Source organism: Nocardiopsis sp. LOL_012, from assembly GCF_048060475.1.
GTDB lineage: Bacteria > Actinomycetota > Actinomycetes > Streptosporangiales > Streptosporangiaceae > Nocardiopsis.
The window spans coordinates 1-4,423 of record NZ_JBHMIV010000069.1 but is presented as its reverse complement, the minus strand read 5'-3'; the positions used below and the strand labels follow the sequence as shown (position 1 = coordinate 4,423).

The window sequence follows — 4,423 nt, the reverse complement described above, 5'->3', positions numbered from 1 at the left end:
GCCTCGTCGTGGAGGGTGCGGGCACGGGTGCGGAGGCCGTCGGGTGTTGGGCTTGTGGTGGGGGTGCTGTCGGCGGTGGTCCGGGGCAGGAGGACCGTCCCTACGGTCAGGTCGTGCTCTGGCGATGACCTGTGGGGGCTGCCGGAACCGGTGTCCGCTGGGGCGGCCAGGTCCTGCCCGATCCGGTCCCAGGTGCTGCGGAAGCCGGGGAGCAGGTTGAGGGAGTCCACCTCGTGGAGGGGGACCCAGCGCAGTTCGCTGCTCTCGTGGTCCCTGGGGGCCAGGTCGGGCAGGTCGGCCACCTCGGCGGTGTAGGTGTCGTAGCGCCAGACGCCGAGGTCCTGCTCGTAGTTGCCGGTACGGGTGGCGATGCCGGGATCGCCGGCGACCTCTTCCCCGAACTCGCGCAGCGCGGCGTCGAAGGGGGTCTCGTCGCGGTTGCGGGCACCGCCGGGGATGGCCCAGGTCCCGCCGCCGTCGGTCCAGTGGGCCCGGCGCTGGAGCAGGACGTGGGTGGTTCCCTGATGGTCTTTGGAGTGGAGCAGGAGCCCGGCCGCGCCGTAGCGGCCCCACCGCCGGCCGCCCTCGGGCAGGGTGACCCACCCGTCGCCGGACTCGCCCGGTTCGGAGCCGTGGTCAGAGCCGGACGAGCCGGTGCCCTCAGCGGGGCCGGGCGGGAGGAGCCGACCGTACAGGAGGGTCTTCCCGTCCTGGCGCTCGATCCGGTCGATCACGTAGGTGCTGCCGCGCGGCAGCAGGAGTTCCGACTCGTCCTCGTAGAAGCCCTCTCCGCGCAGCCAGAGCGCCCTGGTGCCGCCTGGCAGCGTGAGGTGGAGGTGGAACGGCGTGTCCCACTCGGGGAGGTCGGCCTCCGCCCCCAGCGAGGTGGACATGAAGCCGGGTTCGGTCTGCTCCTTGCCGAGGATGCTGTGCGGATTGTTCGGGTCGAACCCGTTCATGAAGCTGATACCGGCCAGTGCCCGGGGGGCGACCAGGGGCTCGGGGAGGACGGCCCCGGCCACGGCCTGGTCGGCGTGCCCGATCGACTCGTGGATCTCCTCCAGACCGGGGAGCTTCCCATACACCTCGACCAGCTTCCCGACCTTGCCCGAGTTCTGCTTCCACTCGGCTAGGCGCGCCGAGCGGTCCTCGGCGCCCAGGATGTCGCCGACGATCTCCCGCTGCTCCTCGCTGAGGTCGTCGCGCCCGTCGAAGGCTTCGATGTCCGCTAGGGTCAGACGGCGCGGCTCGTCCCCCAGCAGGTCGTACAGGGGCCAGCCGGGGCCCTCGTCCATGTACCACTCCTCCAGCAGGAGCTGCTGGTCGTCCTCGTCGGGAGTGCGCAGGATGTCGTTGTAGATCCAACTGTGCATGGTGTAGACGAAGACGGCCGCCTTCTGCTCGTTCGGCAGAGCCCTGAAGGGGCGGGGGTACCTCCGCGGGTCGTCCAGGACCTGTTCGCCGTACCGGTTCCCCTCCTCGTTGGTGGCGAAGCGCCGGGCGCCGTCCGCGCCGACGGTTCCGGGCATGGGGGCGTAGACGGTGTCGGCTGCCGACCCGGGGCTGTCCGGGGCGGGGGACACCGCGGTCGGCACGTCGTCCGCCGGGGCCGGCGCGAGCGGGGGCGGTGCGGCCAGGTCGGCCGGTGCGACCGTTGCGGGGGGCGCGATCAGGGCCGGGGCGGGGACGTCCGGCAGCATCCAGTCCAGGTCGGGCATGCCGTCCCCGTCCGGTGCCGGGCCGGGTATCGAATCCGGTACCGGCGGGCTGGCCTCCTCCCGGGGAGGCGTGCTCCGCATCCAGTCCAGGTCGGGCATGCCGTCCGCGTTCAACGCCGTGTCCGGGTCGTGCATCCAGCCCGGGACGCCGTCTCTGTCCGGCGCGGGAAGCGGCGCCTCCGAGGCCTCGTCCGCGGAACCGCCGTCCCCTGGGCGGCTGCCGGAGCCCGACACCGCCCTGCCGTCGTCGACGCCGCCCGCTGCCTGAGCGAGGAGGACCTCCGCCTCGATGTCCACCCGACCGTCGGGACCACGGGTGACCTGGGTGATCCTGTACTCGGTCTCCCGTGGCAGCAGGAGTTCCCGCTGGCCGGGGACGGCACTGTGGCGGCCCAGCCAGAACGCCTTGGTGCCGGCCGGCAGGGTGAGGTGGAGGTGGAACGGTCCGGTCCGGAGGCCGGGTATGCCGGTGTCGGCCCCCAGGGAGGTGGACAGGTACCCGCGCTCGGTCTGGACGGTCCCCTCCAGCGCCTGGACGTTGCTTCCGTCGAACCCTTCCAGGAAGTCGATGGTGTCCAGCGCGCGGTGGGCCAGGGTCGCCTCCGGCAGGGGGTTGGCGTCGATGGCCTGGTCGATGAGGTGGATGCGCTGGTAGACGTCCTCGATGGTGGGGAAGCGGCCGAAGGAGTCGACGAGTAGTCCGGTGTTGCCCGAGTCGTCTCTGAGTTCGGCGAGCCGGGCGGCGGGGTCGGCGGAGGAGACGATGTCCTCGACCAGGGCCAGTTGGCCCTGTGTCAGGTCGGTCCGTGTGAGGGCGTTGCGGATGTCGTCCAGGGTCGGGGGGCGCATCTGCGGGTCGGCCAGCTCGTACAGGGGCAGGCCTGGGCCGTCGTCGATGTACCACTCCTCCAGTAGCGCTTCCCGGTCGTCGTGGTCGGCGGCGCGGAGCATGTCGTTGTAGGGCCAGGCGCCGGGGGAGGTGTAGCCGAAGACCGCGGCCCGGTACTCCGGGGGCAGTCGGTCGAAGGTGGCCCGGGCGTTGTCGGGGTTGTCGAGGACGCGGTCGCCGTATTCCTGGCCCTCGTCGCTGCTGGCGAAGCGCCGTACGCCGTCGGGGCCGAGAGCGCCGGGGATCGGGTCAGGGTCTGGTTCCGACGCCCGGTCCGCGGAGCGGTCTTGGCCGGAGGCGTGCGTGTCCTCGGGCGCGGGGGTGGGTGCCCAGTCCATGGCGCTGCCGTTGGAGTCGTCGGGGGCCTCGGTGCCCTGGTATCCGGAGCCGGCGTCCAGGAGGGGGCGGGGCTGCCATCCCGGGGGCGGTCGCCAGCCGTGGGGGACGAGTTCGGCCTCGATGAACCAGAGCTGTTCGAGGGGACCTCCCTCGGCCCGCTGCCCGGGGTGCCGGTAGACGGCGTGGATGACGAAGCTGCTGTTGCGCATCAGCAGGAGTTCGCGTTCGCTGGGGGCGTGGGACAGGGGTGCGGCGTTCAGGCCGGGGAACCCCTCGGGGACCCGGAACATCATGTAGGCGGGGCGGTCGTAGGGGGTGCGTGTGCCCAGGGAGGTGGAGATGAAACTGGGCTCGGTGTGGACGGTGCCCACCAGGCTGGTGAGGGTGTCGGGGTCGTCGAGGCCGATGCCCAGGTTGTCGGTGAAGCCGCTGTCTACGCCCTTGTGGACGAGGACCGGTTCGCTGAGGCGTGAGCCGTCCACTGCCCGGTCCAGGCGGTGGACGAGTGAGATGAACTCGTTGCGTTTGTAGAGGCCGACGTTGCCGTGGCGCAGGCCCTGGTGGATCAGGGCGTAGCTGGCTCCGGTGTAGTCGGAGACGGCTTCGGCGAGGGCGGGGTCGGAGACCTGGGGCAGTTGGCCGTTCGCCCACCGTGTGGCCTGGCTGTCACTCAGGCGCCGGGCGGGGCCCATCCCGGTGCCGCCGGGCTCGCGGGGCGTGCCGTGCCACAGGGGGGCGGGGCCGAGTTCGTTGCGGACGTCGTCATCGCCGGTGAGGACCTCGCCGTCGCTGTCGTCACTGTGGTCGGAGTCGGACGTGTCGGTGTCGGTGAGGACCGGGAAGGCGTGGACGCCGATCGCGTCGGGCTCCGGGGGCAGGAGGTGGCGGATGCTCTGGTAGCGCTGGTCGGCTTCGGCTCGGGCGGTGGCGGCCTCGTCGCTGTGGGGGGCCCGCCGGGTCGCCTCGGCGGCGGTTTCGACGGTATGGGCGGTCTCGCTCAGTCGCCGGGTGCGGCCGCGGAGCGACCGGAGGGTGTCGACCGCGTCGTCGGCGAGGCCGCGCAGGTGCTGCGCCCGGAGCGCGAGATCGTGTGCCTTGGGGCCGCCGTTGCGAGTGGCGGTGTCGGCGGCGTCGCGGGCGGCCCGGGCAGCCTGGTTCAGGGCCGGAAGGGCGGTGGAGAGGTCGTCGGCGTCGCGGGCGGCCGCCTCGGCCTCGCGGCGGAGGGTGGCGGCCCTGTCGGCCAGGGCGTCGGGGGCCGTGTACTCAGGGCCGTCGGTCGAAGCGTCCGCGCCAGAGCCCGGCCGGTCGGAGGGAGCGCCCGCGTCTTCACCGTGCTCGAAGGCCTCCTCGTTCCCGAGGTAGCCGTCGCCGCGGTCGCCAAAGAACCGGTCCGAGCCGGAGGGGCCGGGGAGCGCTGTGTTGTGGGTGTCGGGTGGGGGTGTGGGGATGATGTCGGCGTGGAGGTGCCAGTGGTCGT

1 protein-coding gene is annotated in these 4,423 nt (G+C 72.6%); it reads right to left on the bottom strand.

Going from position 1 to position 4,423, the window contains the following annotated elements; all coding sequences use genetic code 11:
* The coding region (locus ACFHWE_RS23330) for an ADP-ribosyltransferase (RefSeq protein WP_416604021.1) at window positions 1-4,423 on the bottom strand (4,423 nt) is incomplete at both ends.